14 protein-coding genes are annotated in these 14,371 nt (G+C 64.8%); 10 read left to right on the top strand and 4 right to left on the bottom strand.

The features are described 5' to 3' along the window. Positions 1-235 precede the first annotated feature (235 nt). On the top strand, positions 236-562 hold the full coding sequence (locus DFR51_RS15100; RefSeq protein WP_121052723.1) for a DUF736 domain-containing protein: 327 nt from the start codon (positions 236-238) through the stop codon (positions 560-562). Positions 563-1,103: 541 nt separating this feature from the next. Here DFR51_RS15100 and DFR51_RS15095 read toward each other — a convergent pair. Then, a complete protein-coding gene (locus DFR51_RS15095) occupies positions 1,104-1,421 on the bottom strand; it encodes a DUF736 domain-containing protein (RefSeq protein ID WP_121052721.1) in 318 nt (105 codons plus the stop codon). A 744-nt stretch (positions 1,422-2,165) separates the two neighbouring features. On the opposite strand from DFR51_RS15095, the gene DFR51_RS15090 reads away from it, so the two are divergent. Beyond that, complete coding sequence (locus DFR51_RS15090; RefSeq protein WP_121052719.1) at positions 2,166-2,954, top strand: type IV toxin-antitoxin system AbiEi family antitoxin; 789 nt, start codon at positions 2,166-2,168, stop codon at positions 2,952-2,954. A gap of 5 nt (positions 2,955-2,959) precedes the next feature. Next, positions 2,960-3,877, top strand: coding sequence for a nucleotidyl transferase AbiEii/AbiGii toxin family protein (locus DFR51_RS15085; RefSeq protein WP_174234228.1), 918 nt, complete (start codon positions 2,960-2,962; stop codon positions 3,875-3,877). 52 nt (positions 3,878-3,929) lie between these two features. Here the strand turns inward: DFR51_RS15085 and DFR51_RS15080 are convergent, their stop codons facing one another. Together DFR51_RS15080 and DFR51_RS15075 are read right to left on the bottom strand one after the other, a co-directional pair. Continuing rightward, positions 3,930-4,685: a DNA -binding domain-containing protein gene (locus tag DFR51_RS15080; protein WP_160119258.1), complete on the bottom strand. Its 756-nt coding sequence runs from the start codon at positions 4,683-4,685 to the stop codon at positions 3,930-3,932. 525 nt (positions 4,686-5,210) lie between these two features. After that, on the bottom strand, positions 5,211-5,909 hold the full coding sequence (locus DFR51_RS15075; protein ID WP_126494960.1) for a helix-turn-helix transcriptional regulator: 699 nt from the start codon (positions 5,907-5,909) through the stop codon (positions 5,211-5,213). Positions 5,910-6,276: 367 nt separating this feature from the next. On the opposite strand from DFR51_RS15075, the gene DFR51_RS15070 reads away from it, so the two are divergent. The 7 genes from DFR51_RS15070 (at position 6,277) to DFR51_RS15045 (ending at position 12,263) form a co-directional block, all read left to right on the top strand. Further along, complete coding sequence (locus tag DFR51_RS15070; protein WP_121052712.1) at positions 6,277-7,029, top strand: helix-turn-helix transcriptional regulator; 753 nt, start codon at positions 6,277-6,279, stop codon at positions 7,027-7,029. A gap of 414 nt (positions 7,030-7,443) precedes the next feature. Continuing rightward, on the top strand, positions 7,444-8,055 hold the full coding sequence (locus DFR51_RS15065) for an acyl-homoserine-lactone synthase (protein WP_121052710.1): 612 nt from the start codon (positions 7,444-7,446) through the stop codon (positions 8,053-8,055). Between the two features lie 30 nt (positions 8,056-8,085). Continuing rightward, positions 8,086-9,000, top strand: coding sequence for a phytanoyl-CoA dioxygenase family protein (locus DFR51_RS15060; protein WP_121052709.1), 915 nt, complete (start codon positions 8,086-8,088; stop codon positions 8,998-9,000). Next, positions 8,997-9,608 carry a GntR family transcriptional regulator gene (locus tag DFR51_RS15055; protein ID WP_160119260.1) on the top strand — a complete coding sequence of 204 codons (612 nt, stop codon included), beginning with the start codon at positions 8,997-8,999 and terminating at the stop codon, positions 9,606-9,608. Before DFR51_RS15060 ends, DFR51_RS15055 begins: the two co-directional genes overlap by 4 nt. 100 nt (positions 9,609-9,708) lie before the next feature. Beyond that, the gene (locus tag DFR51_RS19520) at positions 9,709-9,834 is read left to right on the top strand and encodes a hypothetical protein (RefSeq protein WP_276330578.1); all 126 of its coding nucleotides are present in this window, start codon (positions 9,709-9,711) and stop codon (positions 9,832-9,834) included. Positions 9,835-9,897: 63 nt separating this feature from the next. Further along, a complete protein-coding gene (locus DFR51_RS15050; protein ID WP_121052705.1) occupies positions 9,898-10,554 on the top strand; it encodes a lasso peptide biosynthesis B2 protein in 657 nt (218 codons plus the stop codon). Further along, entirely contained in the window at positions 10,554-12,263 is a 1,710-nt protein-coding gene (locus tag DFR51_RS15045) for an asparagine synthase-related protein (RefSeq protein ID WP_121052703.1), read from the top strand. The genes DFR51_RS15050 and DFR51_RS15045 overlap by 1 nt, the downstream gene beginning before the upstream one ends. A gap of 32 nt (positions 12,264-12,295) precedes the next feature. Here the strand turns inward: DFR51_RS15045 and DFR51_RS15040 are convergent, their stop codons facing one another. Next, entirely contained in the window at positions 12,296-14,257 is a 1,962-nt protein-coding gene (locus DFR51_RS15040; RefSeq protein WP_160119262.1) for an Atxe2 family lasso peptide isopeptidase, read from the bottom strand. Between the last annotated feature and the right edge of the window lie 114 nt (positions 14,258-14,371).

Below are 14,371 nucleotides of genomic sequence, written 5' to 3'. Positions count from 1 at the left end.
GGCCTCTTCAATGGCCTGATCTAGCCGTAGGCCGGCTGAAGCCTCCATCGCCTATGGCGCAACAGCGGCGTCGAAACTTTCTTCCCCTGGGCTCACGCCCATTCCTCGCGAGGCAAGAAAGTTCCTCCTTTGCTGTCGAGCCCCTGCGGGGTGCGCCGTCGATCGCCTCCGGCCTGCCGATCGCCATCGAGGCCGCAATGGTGCGGGCTCGAGACAGTGATCAAGGAGAACTGACATGGCGACCATCGGCACCTTCAAGAAGACCGGCAACAACGAGTTCAGCGGCGAAATCGTCACCCTCAGCGTTCAGGCCAAGAACGTCCGCATCGTTCCCGACACGCGCGCCACCGGCGAGAACGCCCCCAGCCACCGCGTCTACGTTGGCCGGGTCGAGATCGGAGCCGCCTGGTCCAAGCGCTCCAACGAGGGCCGCGACTATCTGGGCCTCAAGCTCGACGACCCGAGCTTCACCGCCCCAATCTTCGCCAACCTCTTCGACGACGAGGACGGCGAGGGCTACAGCCTGATCTGGTCCCGCCCCAGCCGCCGCAATGGCGACTGAGCCACCTCGGACGCCCCGCCCGGACGGTCCAGGCGGGGCCATCGGCCTGTGGGAATTCCGTCCGAGAACGCGCCGAACGCTCCCGATCATCCCAGAAAAATGACTTTGCGCCTTTCCGACGGTATGAATCACTAGTTTACTAGGTGGCAGTATATTAGGGGGAACGGCGACCTCACCGCATGAGATTGCGGAAGTGCCGCCGGAAGCGCGGCCCCGTGCCGTTGCTGCGATGGGCCTGCAGCGCCCGCGGCGAGATTCCCAGCCACGCTGCGGCCATCGCCGGATTGAGGTACGGCGACCGCGGCCGCGTGGGCCGTTCTCGTCCGGGTTCCCTTTGCGTCATGAGCGCGCCTCCATAGCCAGCGCGGCGCCGCACGCGGCGCGGCGTGCCTTTGGTGCCAGTAGGGACAAGCCGTGCAGAGGCTCGAAAATCGCCAATCGCGAATTCGAGCCTGGCGCGACCGGAAGCCCGGCAGCCCGCGCACCCTCCGTCTGCTGCAGGAAAGGTGGCCCCGCGCACGCGGCGCGGGGCCGAACCCGCTTAGTCGTACGGGTTCCAGATGACCGCGAACGTTTCGTCGGTCTCGCCCGGCACGCGGCCGAGGTTGGCGTAGAGCCGGCGCGGACCGAATTCGGGCGCGGCGATGCTCAGCGACACATAGTCCCTGCCCGACGTCTCGCCGGTGCGGATCCAGCCGGCACCGACCTCGATGCCCTGGGTCAGCACGCGGTAGTCGGGCTGGGCGTCGCCGCTCTTCGTGCGGTTGGGGATGATCTCGATCCCGGCGCGGATCGAGAGGGTTTTGAGCTCGCCCTTGTAGCCCTCGCCGCTGCGCTTCACATGTCCGATTGCAGGCATTTCATTTCTCCTTCGTGTCTCGCCCGAACCCGTTCCGGGCGATGGGCAGACCATCGGACCGGCCCCGAGCCGCAGTCCCGCACCCGCAAGGGCCGGAGCGTGAGCGGCGGACCTGACGCCCGGCTTGTTTGGGAGCGAAGCGGCCGCGAGGAGCCCGGCACGGGCGGGGAAAGAAGCCGGGAAGGGCGGAAGGTTTCGGGACAAGGCGGCTGGTCCAGGTCAATGCCCCAAGCGCCGGGTCAAGGGTACGGGGAGACGCCCTGGGGAAGAGAATCCGGACACGGCCAGGCAGACGCAGCGGCGGCGCTATGCCGCGAGGGATCCCCGGCATTCGTCAGGGCCCGGTATCGAACGCGAGCTTCAGGACGGCGGCCAGCCCGCCGGAGGGGACCCGGTGGTATCGGGCTCGGGAAATGTTTTTCCGAACCGGCGGCACCAGGGGACAGAAAACGGTTTAGGCAACAGCATGAAAGGTACAGCGCGAAGGCAATGTCTGTTTTCGCCGTATTTGGAGCACCAACGATCATCGCGCCGACGATCAGCAGGCTGGCGATCAGCAAGCCGGCGAAGGCGCCTGCCTGCCCATCGGGTCCAACTGCAGCGATTGTTGGCCATATTCGCCGCAGAATATAGGGAGTTCACAACAGCCAGGTTTACTTTTTTCGCAAAACACTAAGTATGACTTAGTGAATTAGAATAATTATAAACTCGACAATGGTTTGCAAACATGTCAAAAGACCAAGCATGACTATGCGTTTTGATGGAAAATTAAACCGTCTCCAGCAGGAACTTCCCGAGGGGCTTCTTGCCGATGCCGCCTGGATGGAAGCCCAGGGCTATTCATCGGCGCTGCGTAGCCAGTATGTCCGCGCCGGCTGGCTCGAAAGTCCGGCGCGGCGCGTCTATCGCCGCTCGCGTTCACCGCTGACATGGCAGCAGGTTGTCGTTTCGCTCCAGACCGTGCTCGACCTTCCACTTGCCGTCGGCGGGCGCACTGCACTCGAACAGCAGGGCTATGCGCATTATCTGCCCTCCGCGCTGCGCGAGGTTCATCTCTATGGGCCGACGCATCCGCCGACCTGGCTGGCGAGCCTGCCGCTCGATCTCGCGTTTCGCTGGCATAACAGCCTGCGGCTGTTTCCCGGCGATGTCGACGCGTCGCCTGAATCGAGTCCCGTCATGGTCAGCACAGGCGGCCTGACCCTGCCCGTCCGCTACTCCAGCAAGGAGCGCGCCGTTCTCGAATTGCTCGACGAACTGCCCGAACGGGAGAGCTTCCAGCAGGTCGATGCCCTGATGGAGGGCCTCAGTGATCTAAGTCCGCGCCGCCTGCAAACGCTCCTTGAGGCTTGCACCAGTGTCAAGGTGAAGCGGCTCTTTCTGTTCTTCGCCAGTCGCCATAGCCACGCATGGCTCGCCCGGCTCGACACCTCGCGTGTGAACCTTGGCGCGGGCAAGCGCGTCCTTGTCAAAGGCGGCAAGCTCGACCCGCGCTACAATATCACCGTTCCGCCCGAATTCGGGGCGCATTGATCGTCATGGCCTTTCTCGACATCTATCGGCGGCAGGTTGCGCTTCTCATTCGCACGCTCCCTTTCGTGGCCGGGGAGAGCGCCTTTGCCCTCAAGGGGGGCACGGCGATCAATCTGTTCGTGCGCGACATGCCGCGCCTTTCGGTGGACATCGACCTCACCTGGCTGCCGATTGCGGACCGTCGCTCCTCGCTTGCTGCAATCGATGCCGCGATGCTGCGGATCAAGGCGAGGATCGAGCGCGGTATCCCCGGCGCGCAGGCCAATGTCTCGCGATCGGCGGATGAGAAAATCGTCACAAAGCTGATCGTGCGCGCCGGCGATGTACAGATCAAGATCGAGGTGACGCCGGTGCTGCGCGGCACCGTCTATGCCCCTCGCCTCATCAGCGTGGTGCCTGCGGTCGAGGATGCTTTCGGCTTTGCCGAGATTCAGGTCGTGTCCTTTTCTGATCTCTACGCGGGCAAGATCGTGGCCGCACTTGACCGTCAGCATCCCCGCGACCTTTTTGACGTGCGAGATCTGCTGGCGAACGAAGGCATCGACAACGAATTGCGGCGCGCCTTCCTCGTCTATCTGGTAAGCCACCCCCGCCCGATGGCCGAAGTTCTTGCCCCGAACCGCAAGCCGCTGGGCGATGAGTTCGCACGCGGCTTTGCCGGAATGACGCAGGAACCGATCGACCTCGCCGAACTTGAGGAGGCGCGCGAAGCGATCATCACCGCAATGGTCGCTGGCATGCCGGATGCGCATCGGCATTTTCTTCTCGGATTCAAGCGCGGGGAACCGGACTGGGATCTGCTGGGCATAGCCGATGCGCAACACCTGCCCGCCGTCCTGTGGAAACTTCTCAATCTGGACCGGCTGACCGCCGACAGGCGGCGCGCGCTGGTCGACACGCTTGAAAATGTGCTGTTCCCGTAAGCGATACTCGCCTCCCGAATCAGACAAGGCTCATGCCCCCCGCGGCAGACGCTCAGTGCCGCCCGAGTGCCCCCGGCATGAGAAGACGCGCTGCCGGCTGCGCACGAAGCCACCGGGTCTGCCGGACGAGACGCTGAATCTGCGTCCTGCGTGCGGCAGCATTGACGCGCCATCGTCGACCAATGGCTTCCTCGCCGAAGAAGGCCTCCGCAATGTCGCGCTGCGTGGCACCTGCATCGAGCGCATCGCTGACCCGCAGCAGCAGCGCCCACCGCCGCGCGCCGGCGGGCGATGGACACGTGCCGCGCCTCAGGACGCCGGTCCGGCAGAGCGCAATAAACCGGGCGAGCGCGTGCATCGGCGCGGCCGCGGCTACGAGTCCGGGCAGCTGCCATGTCAAATGGGCGGGGCCTTCGAGGAGCGTGCCCGCGACGATATCGACGCGCAGGCTGCGCGCGCCGTCCGTCACGAGAAGCCGCTCGGCGCCGGCCAGACGTTCTATCGTAGCGGCGACAGGCAGCAGGTCCGGAGAGAACGCTTCGCTGCCGGCGCAGGGCGCCGCCGCGGCAGTCAGCACGAAGGGATCAACGTCCCTGCGCCACCAGACCCGCGCCAGCGCGCTGCTGCACGCCGGATCTTCGAACCGGTGAAGACCGAAGCATCCGGCATCCGTTTCGCCGCGCGCTGCGGCGAAACGGTATGCGGGGTCGCGGCGCAGCCATTCCCAGGCGATGAGCGGCGCGTCGCACGCCGCAAGCGCGCGATACGGCGCATTGGAGCGCCAGTCAGGGATGCCCCGATGGGGCATTGCTCGGCACCGGGCGGATAGCGGGACCCCACGCGCCTGGACGGTTGCGATGCCCACGGCAGGCGCATGCGATTTCTGTCCAAAGCTTTTCCACAGGCGCCTCCGGCTCGCGCACACGATGCCGGAAGGGGATGGCGGCGCCATCAACCCCCAAAGGGGCTATTGCCAGGAGTGCAGCTCGCCGAAGTCGATTTCACAGCAATACAGCGCAGCGGACCAGGCCGTGGGCTCGTCCGAACCGTTAGCCTGCGGCTTTCACGTCATGTAGTGACATTCTCGCCGCGTCCCGAAATCCGGTCGCCCCCCGTTCCTTGCCTTCAGGAGGTCATCTGCCTCTGCGCTGCAGAACAAACCCCTCCGCGGGGTTCAGCGCCAGACCGTAGCGTCCAGTATAATGCACACAAAGACGCACAACGTTCAGTACACAGGACATTATCGACCACGATTGTGGACACCCTCCCCCGGACCGGGCGCGCGCGGCCGAGGATGTTTTAGATGCGGCGGTGAACCAGAACCGCAAAGTGGCTACGCCCAGGAAATGCAGTCGCGCATCTCTATAAGGCCCGCGTTCATTGCGGCGAGCGCAAGCTGCGTCCGGCGCGTGACCCCGAAACGCTGCCGCGCCGTCTTCAGATAACGTGTCACGGTTTCCTCGCTGAGATTAAGAATCCGTGCGATTTCCCAGTCGGTCTTGCCCTGCGCCATCAGCACCACACATTCATGCTCGCGCGGACTCAAATGCGGACGACGGGACCGGGTGCCAAGAATTGTGGATGCGGCAAGAAACGCCCGCTGCGCGACGATATCTGCGGCAAGGAGGGTATGCGCTGCAATGCGGTGCCTCGGCGCCACGGCGAAGGAACAGCTCGCGGCACGCCCACCGGGCGCGTGCAACGGCACCGTGTAGCCGGTGCCGAGTCCGGCGCGGCGGGCAGCCGCAAGATGCGCGCGCTCCCTATCCGTCAAACGCATGAGCGCAGGCAGTTCGCTCCACCGGAACCCTGCAACGTGGCGACTGGCCGCGTGCCAGGCGGGATCGTGGCGCCAGCCACCGAGCATGAATGCGTCGGCCCAGCCGGGTGGATAATTGTGGAGAAGAAGAAGATCGGGGGGCGGCCTTGCGAGGTTCGCATGTTCGGCGATCGCGAAAAAGGAAAACCCGAGATCGCTGGCCGCCGCGCCAAGCAGCGCAGCAAGCGCCGGCAGCGTCCCGGCACGTGCCACGCTTGCCGCAAACGTGCCAGCGACATCCAGAGCTAAGTCCGGTGCCCCCACCCTTCGATGAAGATCAGGTAGCGCCAACGACGTTGCGCTTTCGTCAACACGGCCCCTGCGCCCCTCTGGAAGCACCGCAATCACCTTCCCAAAAATAAAGAGAATATACTTGCTTTATCTGATCATGTGAATTTACTCTCGACATTCCTGACCGGACGGGCGAGGTCGCGGACATTACTTGTCCAACCGCACCCGGGCAGAGCCGTGATCATACGGGTTCGGCAAGTGTGCTTGAGGCGTGCTGCCGGCGTGTGAGAAGGCGGCCGGGAGTTCTGGCATCGATGAGAATGCCGGGTCGCCGGGCCGGTCATGGGCCATGCCTCTGCTTGCTGCCTCCGCGTTCGCGCGCAGGATTTCCACTGTGAAGACGCACGGTGCACTTCGTGACGCCCTCGCGGATACCTGCGACCGCATGGGCATCCGCTATTTCGCGCTTTCACATCACGTTGATTTTTCTGCATCGCCGCGCGCGGTACGCATTCATAATTATCCGCCCGGGTGGGAGGACTGGTACGATGCGAACCGACTCGGGCTCTCCGATCCGATCCACCGCGCAAGCCACCGGACGGCACAGGGCTTTCTGTGGCGCGATGTGCCGCAGCTCATTCCACTGACCCGGGCCGACCACGACGTGCTGGCACGCGGGCGAGAGATCGGGCTTGGCGAAGGTGTCACGATTCCCGCCCACGTGCCGGGAGAGGCACTGGGATCATGCACCTTCGTTTCGGTCGCGGATGAAGCGCTGCCCGACGACGTGCTGCCATGGGCCCAGATGATCGGGCTGTTTGCCTTTGAGGGTGCCCGCCGTCTTTCCCCACAGCGTCGCCGCGCTCCCCGCGCGCAGGTCAGCGACCGTCAGCGCGAATGCATAGCGCTTGCCGGCCAGGGCCTGCGCAATCATGAGATCGCGCATAAACTCGGGATTGGTGAGCAGACGGTGCTCGAACATATGCGCGAGGCGCGGGCCCGGCTTGGCGTGCATACCAGAACCGAACTCGTCGTTCGCCTGATTGCCGACGGTGCGCTCTGCATTGACGATGTCCTGAGACCTGAACGCCGCATCGTGTAACGATTACCGCGCACCGGATGGTTCTCATATCCATGGATATGCGCGCCGAAATTGCAAATGGCGCAATGTGCCGAAACCACATCTGCGAGGCTTGAATGCCCGCTGATCAGATCTCACGGCCTGTCAGCATGGCAGAATGATCTGCCTACGGATCATTTCCGAATGACATGATCTGCAAACGTATCTTTATCGTTTGAGGCCCGCTCTGGTGGGCAACGTGCTGGCCCTGGCGAAGCAAAGGCACCCGATCCGAAGACGCCCCGCCCGCGCAACGTCCCGCCCGTAGACCAATTGTCTGCCTGCCCGCACCACTCGATCTCAACAGAAACTTCCTCCCCAGGTCTAGGGATGCACGGCGCTACGGCCCTCTGCTCAACTGGTCCGCATCCGAAGCGAGGCGAGGGAGCAGGGGCGATGCTACATGTGATCGACCACAACAGCGGCGCGAGCGGCGATGTTCTGCGCGCGATGTTCGAGGCACGGAAACAGGTCTTCGTCGATTTGCTCAAATGGGACGTACCCGTGATCGGCGGCACGTTCGAGATTGACGAGTTCGACGACGGCCATGCCGCCTATCTGGTCCTGACCGACGCATCGGGGGCGCACCTCGCTTCGGCACGTCTACTGAAAACCGTTCGCCCGCATATTCTCGGCACATTATTCCCCGCGCTCTGCGAAGGCGCCGTACCGCGAGCCCACGATACACGCGAGATCACACGCTTCTGTCTCGACCGCCGCCTCAAGGCGCATGCGCGGCGCAGTGCCCGCGACCGGCTTGTCAGCGGACTTGCTGCATATGCGCTGGACCAGGGCGTGCGGCGATACACAGCGGTCGCCGAACAGGCATGGCTGAAACAAATCCAGGCGTTCGGCTGGACCTGCCGTTCGCTCGGGGCGGTGCAGCGGTACGCCAACGCCGATATCGCCGCGCTCCTGATCGACATCGACGCCGAAACACCCGCCCGTCTCGCCGCAACGGGGATCTGGAACGCCCCCGACCACCCTTCCCTCGAGCGCGCCGCCTGAGCCCTCCCGCTTTTCAACCGGAGATCTGCCATGCCCGTACCTGTTCTTGCCCTGCAAGGCGCCGACGACTGGACCGGCCGATTGTCATCGCAAGGTTATTGCATCATCCCGGGATTGCTTCCGCAGGACGACATCACGGCGCTCAATGCCGCGCTTGATCCGGATTTTGCGCAAACGCCGTTCTCGATCGGCGGCTTCTTCGGCGCGCGCACCAAACGCTTTGGCCGGCTTCTTGTGCGGGCGCCGGCGGCAAGGCGCCTTGCAGAACATCCCACCGTGCTCGGTGTCGTCGAGAATATTCTCGGGTCCTGGTGCGATCACATCCAGCTCAATCTCATGCAGGCGATCGAGATTCATCCCGGCGAGCCTGCGCAGATGCCGCACCGCGATCAGGATATGTATCCGTGCGAGAAAGGCCGCATGGAATATCTCGTCAATGTTATGTGGCCGCTGGAGACCTTTTACGAGGACAATGGGGCGACACGGATCTGGCCGGGCACCCACGGCGCGGCTGCGAACGCCGAACTGCCCGGCGACGCCGGCATTGCCGCGTGCTGCGGACCCGGCGACGCGATCGTGTTTCTGGGATCCGTTCTGCATGGCGGCGGCGCCAACCGGACGGCAACGCCGCGGCGCGGCATCGTCGTGGGCTATTCGCTCGGCTGGCTCAAACCTTACGAGAACCCCTGGCTTGCCTATCCGCCGGAGATCGCGCGGCAGTTCCCGGAAAGCCTGCAGGCGCTCATCGGCTATCGCCAGCATCGCCCCAACCTCAATAATTATGAAGGCCAATGCCCGTCGGTGCTACTGCGCGGCGGCGCGCCCGGGCCGCTTGCCGCGATGGATGCGCTGACGCCGGAGCAGGCGGAGATGATCGCCGCTTATGCGCGCCGCGCAGCCTCGGAGAATGCGACAGCACAGGCGGCCAGCGACAGCGCGGTATGAGCCCGGGCCTGACGATGGAGCGCGTTTACGACGCGCTTAAGACGCACCTCATGTCGGGCGCGCTGCTCCCGCGCCAGCGCCTCGATCCCGCGCGCCTTGCCGTCGAACTCAACACGAGCACGACACCGGTGCGCGATGCGCTGCACCGGCTGATGGGCGAGCGCCTTGTCGAGGGCTGGCCGCACGAGGGCTTTCATGTGCCCGCGGTATCGGAATCCCGGCTCCGCAATCTCTATACGTGGAACCAGACCCTGTTGGTGACCTCCCTGAAATTACGCGCAGCGTCGAATGCCGCTCTACCCGAGCAGGCGCCCGGCCCGGGCGCTCCCGATATCCCTCACGCCGTCGCGCAGCTGTTCGCGGAGCTGGGGCATCGCGCCGGTAATGAGGAATGGCACGCCGCGATCATCAACACCGGCGACCGGCTGCATGCGGTCCGCCATGCCGAGGCGCATGTCTTCGATGATGTCGAACTGGAATTCCGGGCGCTTTCCGCTGCCCGCCGCAATTTGCAAGGCGCGCCATTGCATCAGGCGATCGCGCGCTATCACCGGCGACGTATCCGCGCGGTGGCGGCGATCTGCAGCGCCTGCGGACAGGCGCGCTGATATTCGTTCTGCATGCGCCGTATAAAATTTCGATATGGTGCGGTCGTTCTACTCTCGGATCCTGTCGCTGGATTGCGACGAAACCAGAAGGAGAGCATCCATGAAACGCACACAGAAGACGGATGTCCGTACGCTCGGCAAGGCGAGCGTCGAGACGAAGGGCCCGGTGGGATTCAACGGCGACGCGCAGCTCGCCCGCGACCCGGCCGGCCTCAGCCGCGACTGACAGGAGGGTGAGGACGCGCGGCCATGCGGCCGCGCGTCCAGCCTTCCGGCGGATCTCCGCAACATGGTCTGGACCCTGCCTCAAAGCGTCAGCTTCTGCGACGTTCACGGCCGGCTCGTCTTTCTCGACAGCGCCGCCGACCTCTACCTTAGTCTCCCTGGGGCTGCGGAAGCGGTATTCCGCCGCCTGATGGCAGGCGAGACCATCTTCGGCGCGCCCTCCGACATACCACCCGGGCTCGTGTCTGCAGGTCTGCTTGTCGAGGGCCCGAAGGGCCAGCCGCTGTCACCCTGCAAATCTGCAGACCTCCGCGCCAGTCTCCTCGACCAGCCCCCCGCGCCTGACAATCGTCATGTGCCGGGACTTGCCATCGCACTTGCACGAACGGCACTTGCTCTTCGTCTCATCGGGCTCGATCGGACACTCCGCAGACTGTCACGTCGTATCCCTGCCCTGTCGACGCTGGACGCCCATGCGGATGCTGGCCCTGTTGTCGCGGCGTTCGAGCGGCTGGGCATGCTCGCAACACCGCACGAACAATGTCTGGTACGCTCGCTCGCGCTCGGGCGCTATTTGCGCCGCCGCGGATTCGCTGTCGACGTCGTTCTCGGCGCGCGGCTGCGCCCGTTCAGCGCGCACGCATGGGTCCAGCTCGGGGACACGGTCCTCAATGACCAGCTCGATACTGTGCGTAATTTCACGCCGATCCGTGTCGTGTGATGATGCCGCGCTTCCTTGCCAACATCCGCGCCTCGTCGCCTGATGACCGGATCGCCGCACGCATGAAGGATGCCGGGCTTGCCTGCATTCTCGCTTCCGAGCGTCTGCAGGTGTTCGCGGGTGGTATCGAGATGTGCCCTCTCGAGAACGACGCCGGTGTTATCCTCGGGTTGCTTCATCCCCATCCCCTGCGCAATGCCGGGCCGCCTGACACGCGCGCCATTCTCGCCACGAAAGGGCGCTGCCTCACCGCGTCCCATTGGGGAAATTACGTCGCCCTCTGGTCGGATGGCGCAGAGGTGCGAGCCCTGCGCGCGCCGTTCGGAGATCAGGATGCTTTTTACAGCGCACACCGCGGCGGCGTTGTCATCGCCTCCGACCTTGCACTTCTGGAAGCCGCGCTTCAGGCGCGCTTTACATGCGCATGGACGCACGTTGCCGCGCATCTCGCGGGACGGGGCCTGCGCGGGGCGGACACCTGCCTTGCGGGCGTGCGCGAGTTGCTTGGCGGCGAATGCCTTGTGGCCAGCCCGGGGGGCATCGGTACGGAAACGCTCTGGTCGCCCTGGGATTTCACGCAGCCCGAAAGAGTGCTCACCATCGAGGAAAATGCGCATCGTCTTCGCGAGCTTGCAGACACATGCATCGCCGCGCGCGCCGCGCCGTTCGAACATGTCCTCATCATGCTGTCGGGCGGGCTCGATTCGTCTATCCTCGCTGCATCCGCTGCCAAGAGCGGTGCGCGGCTCAGCGCACTGACGTTCACCACCGGCGATCCGAGCGGCGATGAACGCCGCTACGCCGAAACGGTTTCGGCCCATCTCGATATTCCGCTTGTCACCGCAGAGCTCGCACTCGAGGCGGTCGATATCAGCCGGTCCGCCGCCGCGCATTTGCCCCGCCCGATTGCCCGCGCGTTCGCGCAGGCCATCCGCGCGTGCAAGCGCGAGGCCGCATCAGGTATCGGCGCCGATGCCGTCTTCGATGGCGGCGGCGGCGACAATCTGTTCTGTTCGCTTCAATCTGCAGCGCCGCTCGCCGACCGGTTGCGCGCCCGGGGGATTGGCCCGTCGGTATGGCGGACAGCGCTCGACATTGCGGAGCTCGCGGAGAGCAATGTGCTGACCGTCGCAGCGCATGGCATTGCGCGCGCATGGTTCAGACCGCCGGATTATCGGTGGCAGCCGGATTTGCGCTTTCTGTCGGACGATGTCGCAAGGACTGCATCAGCGCTTGCGGCGCACCGGTGGCTCAAGGCGCCGCGCGGCGCGCTTCCAGGCCGCGCGGCACATGTAGCCCTTATGATTGCAGTTGAGAATCTCATCGAAACGTGGCCGGGTCCGCTGCCCGAACTGGCGCCGCTTATGGCGCAGCCGCTCATCGAGCATTGTCTCGGTATCCCGAGCTGGGAATGGGTTCACGCCGGCCACAACCGATGGGCGGCGCGGCAGGCATTTGCAGAGAGGCTCCCGCGCATGATCACGGCGCGGCGTTCGAAAGGTACGCCGGACAGCTTTTCCGCGGCGCTGTACGAGACACGCCGAAGCATGCTTTCCGAATTTCTGCTGGACGGCGTTCTCGTTCGTGAGGGCATTCTGGACCGGGCAGCACTCGAAAACACCCTCCGCGATACGACGCCCGTCAAGGGGCACGACCATCTGCGCATTCTCGCCCTTGCAGATGTCGAGGCCTGGGCGCGCGCCTTTTGACGCGTCACCCAGGCCGACTGCGCCCTCAGGAGCTATTTCGGAGGCTGGCGCATTGCCTCCCAGCGCCTGTATTGTGCCGCCTTCGCAGGACTGTCATCGCGCTTGCCGCGGAGCCAGAAATCGAACCAGTCGAGGCTGCGTTCCCACGTTGCCTGCTTGTGGACAGGTTGCCACCGGATGTGGCGTTCATCGGGGTAGATGTACATCTCGACGGGCTTTCCGAGTTCGGTCAGCGCCGTCCACGCCTGAAGCGAAAGCAGATATTCCTGGTCGGCGAGCTGCATCAGGATCGGCGTATCGATGCGCGCAGCATTCTGTGCGATCGATGCCGGTGCCCAGAATTCCGGGTCAGGCTTCGTCGCTTTCGGATATCCCTGCCCCTGCATCGCCCGCGCCCAGACGGGACCGCCGTAGGTCCTCACCGATTCGGGTTCGATGCAGCAGCTGCTCATCGCTGCAGCAGCAAAAAGATCGGAATTGATGAGCGCGAAGGCGACGGTGCTGGCACCGTCGCTGAGCCCCGTAATCCCGATGCGGGCCGGGTCGGCGATGCCCATGTCGATCACCTTGCGAACACCGGTCTCAAGCCCCGAGAGGAGGCTGCGCCGTTCGGCCCAGTCCTTGTTGTTGATCGTCATCAGCTCGTTATCATCTTTGGGGTTCGCTTTTGACGTCGCGTAAAATGGCGTCTGTTCGTAGCTGAGCACGGCAAATCCGCGCGCAGCAAAGGCGTGCACCGGATAATCCTCTCCGGTCCCGCCGCGCAGGAAACCGTCGCTGTGATACTGGACAACGACGAGCGGCAGGCGCCCTCCCTTGTAGCCCGGCGGGAGCACGAGATCGCCCCACGTGTCGAGACCGACGTTGTTGGTGAAGAACAGCCGCCGCGACGTGCCGAGGCGGATGTTCCGGAATTCCGGGTTCGGATCGAACACGGTGGTCGACGCGCCTGTTGCCGGGTCAATGGCGACGATCCGGCGCGGCGTCACTGCATTCTCGCGCAGGCAGTAGAGCTTGCCCGATGCGGCTGTACAGCCCTGCAGCACGTCCTCGCCAGCCACCAGCTGTACGGGATCGCCCTTGCCGGGCGTCCAGCGCCAGACTGCCATGTCGCTATGCGCCCGTCCCTGCTTTCGAACGATAAGCAGGCTGTCGCCGAGCCAGGTCAGCCCGGCAATCTTGCCGGAGCAGGCCTCGGCAGCGCACGCGATCCGCTCACCTCTGGCGTTCTCGACATGGACGCGAAGCGGCCCAAGGAAACCCTCGCGCGTGGTCCAGGCGCGGCCGTGCGCTGATCGCGCATCGAATTCGGAGCGCGCACCAAGCGTAACATCAGGTCCCATCTGCGCCGCTTCGCGCGCGTCCGCGGTACGAACTCCGCTTCCGTCCGGCGCTGCCGACAGGATCACCCGCGGATGCTCGCCGGTGATCTTCGGGAAGGCGCCGGTCGTCGGATTGAAGCGGTCATCGTAGAGATAGCCCGAACGTCCTTCTTCGGCGATCCGCGTGCGCGTTTCCCGGATCCCGGGGCGGATACCGACAAGGACGCGCGCACCGTCGGCGGTCCAGCCGACCGTCTCGGCATCGTCGGCAAGCGCCGTGACCGCATTGGCACCGCTTCCGTCCGCCGCGGCGCGCCAGACCTGCACGACGCCGTCCAGCTTCTTCCGGTAGGCGATCCAGCGTCCGTCGGGCGACCAGAACGGCACGACGAGATCCGGAAAGCCCGGCTGTTCGAGCATGCCGCGCAGGATGTAGGAGAGCGTGATGAGTTCGCCGCCACGATCGACGATGCGGACTCGTCCACTCGCGAGATCGAGAACGGCCAGCGCGCGGCAGTAGCTGTTGGTTTCGGGATGGGCGCGATTGACGACAAACGCGAGCGCGCGCCCATCGGGCGAGACCGAGAGCGGGCTGTGGCTCGAGGCCATGCCACCTTCGGGAAGACCAATGTCACGCAGCCGCATCAGGTCGTCGGGTACAAAGTCGCGCATTGTAGCGGCAGGCGCGGACGCCTGCGGGAGAACGTCAGCGCATGGCGTTCCGGCCTCTGCACCGCTGCAGGCCAGCACGCCGGCAAGAGCTGCGCCAACAGCGCATGCGTGGAT

The sequence above is a fragment of the Sphingosinicella microcystinivorans genome, assembly GCF_003634215.1.
Taxonomy (GTDB): Bacteria; Pseudomonadota; Alphaproteobacteria; order Sphingomonadales; family Sphingomonadaceae; genus Sphingosinicella; species Sphingosinicella microcystinivorans.
The sequence above is the reverse complement of the archived record's forward strand: the minus strand, read 5'-3'. Positions and strand labels throughout refer to the sequence as shown.

Excerpts from the sequence above, each read along its gene's own strand:
- DFR51_RS15090 (WP_121052719.1), top strand. The coding sequence starts at position 2,166 with ATGACTATGCGTTTTGATGGAAAATTAAACCGTCTCCAGCAGGAACTT.
- DFR51_RS15045 (WP_121052703.1), top strand. The coding sequence starts at position 10,554 with ATGATGCCGCGCTTCCTTGCCAACATCCGCGCCTCGTCGCCTGATGAC.
- DFR51_RS15055 (WP_160119260.1), top strand. The coding sequence starts at position 8,997 with ATGAGCCCGGGCCTGACGATGGAGCGCGTTTACGACGCGCTTAAGACG.
- DFR51_RS15100 (WP_121052723.1), top strand. The coding sequence starts at position 236 with ATGGCGACCATCGGCACCTTCAAGAAGACCGGCAACAACGAGTTCAGC.
- DFR51_RS19520 (WP_276330578.1), top strand. The coding sequence starts at position 9,709 with ATGAAACGCACACAGAAGACGGATGTCCGTACGCTCGGCAAGGCGAGC.
- DFR51_RS15070 (WP_121052712.1), top strand. The coding sequence starts at position 6,277 with ATGCCTCTGCTTGCTGCCTCCGCGTTCGCGCGCAGGATTTCCACTGTG.
- DFR51_RS15080 (WP_160119258.1), bottom strand. The coding sequence starts at position 4,685 with ATGCCCCATCGGGGCATCCCTGACTGGCGCTCCAATGCGCCGTATCGC.
- DFR51_RS15065 (WP_121052710.1), top strand. The coding sequence starts at position 7,444 with ATGCTACATGTGATCGACCACAACAGCGGCGCGAGCGGCGATGTTCTG.
- DFR51_RS15085 (WP_174234228.1), top strand. The coding sequence starts at position 2,960 with ATGGCCTTTCTCGACATCTATCGGCGGCAGGTTGCGCTTCTCATTCGC.
- DFR51_RS15095 (WP_121052721.1), bottom strand. The coding sequence starts at position 1,421 with ATGCCTGCAATCGGACATGTGAAGCGCAGCGGCGAGGGCTACAAGGGC.
- DFR51_RS15060 (WP_121052709.1), top strand. The coding sequence starts at position 8,086 with ATGCCCGTACCTGTTCTTGCCCTGCAAGGCGCCGACGACTGGACCGGC.
- DFR51_RS15050 (WP_121052705.1), top strand. The coding sequence starts at position 9,898 with ATGGTCTGGACCCTGCCTCAAAGCGTCAGCTTCTGCGACGTTCACGGC.
- DFR51_RS15040 (WP_160119262.1), bottom strand. The coding sequence starts at position 14,257 with ATGCGCGACTTTGTACCCGACGACCTGATGCGGCTGCGTGACATTGGT.